Raw genomic sequence first — 587 nt, 5'->3', positions numbered from 1 at the left:
GGAGTAGTCGGCTGCGGCCAGCACCCGCGCGCCGTCGGCGTCGGGCTCTTTGGCGTAGGCGCCGTCGCGGTAGTTGTCCGCGGTCCGCAGGGGCCGGCCGAGCGCGTCGAGGGTCTCGGTGATGCGCCGCCCGTCAGGCGTGGCGGTCACCGTGGCGGTAGGGGAGGGGTAGGTGATGCGGGTGGTCTGCGGCTTGTCGGAGTCCGGCAGCACCGTGTGCACGGACGGGCGGCCCTGGCGGTCGTACTCCGTCCGGGAGACGACCCTGCCGCCGGGCCCGGTCTCCTCCAGTACGGCTCCGGTGGCCAGGTCTATCACGCGCGAGGTCACCGTTTCCGCGTCCGTGCCGGGCGCCACGGTGGTGGTCTCGGTCAGGCGCCCGTCCTGAACGGTGCGGCTGACCTCAGTCTTCAGCTCGCCCGGCCCCTCGCCCCGGCCCTCCTCACCCGCGCCCTCGGCCCAGGACACCGTCTGCGAGGCGGCCTGCCCGTACTCGTCGTACCCGAATGTGGTCTGCTCTCGGGCGGTGAGCTTCCCGCTGCTGTCTGCGGTGCGGGTGACGGTCCCGGTGACCGTGCGCCGGTCCG

Annotated in this window: 1 protein-coding gene; it reads right to left on the bottom strand. The window is 73.8% G+C overall.

Annotation, left to right across the window (positions count from 1 at the left end; all coding sequences use genetic code 11):
• A partial coding sequence (locus tag IF89_RS39525) for a hypothetical protein (protein ID WP_043194930.1) occupies window positions 1-587 on the bottom strand: 587 nt, incomplete at both ends.

Origin of the sequence: Streptomyces sp. NRRL F-2664, from assembly GCF_000719345.1 — a bacterium.
In the GTDB taxonomy this organism is placed as follows: Bacteria; Actinomycetota; Actinomycetes; order Streptomycetales; family Streptomycetaceae; genus Streptomyces.
This window is presented reverse-complemented; position numbering and strand designations above follow the sequence as displayed.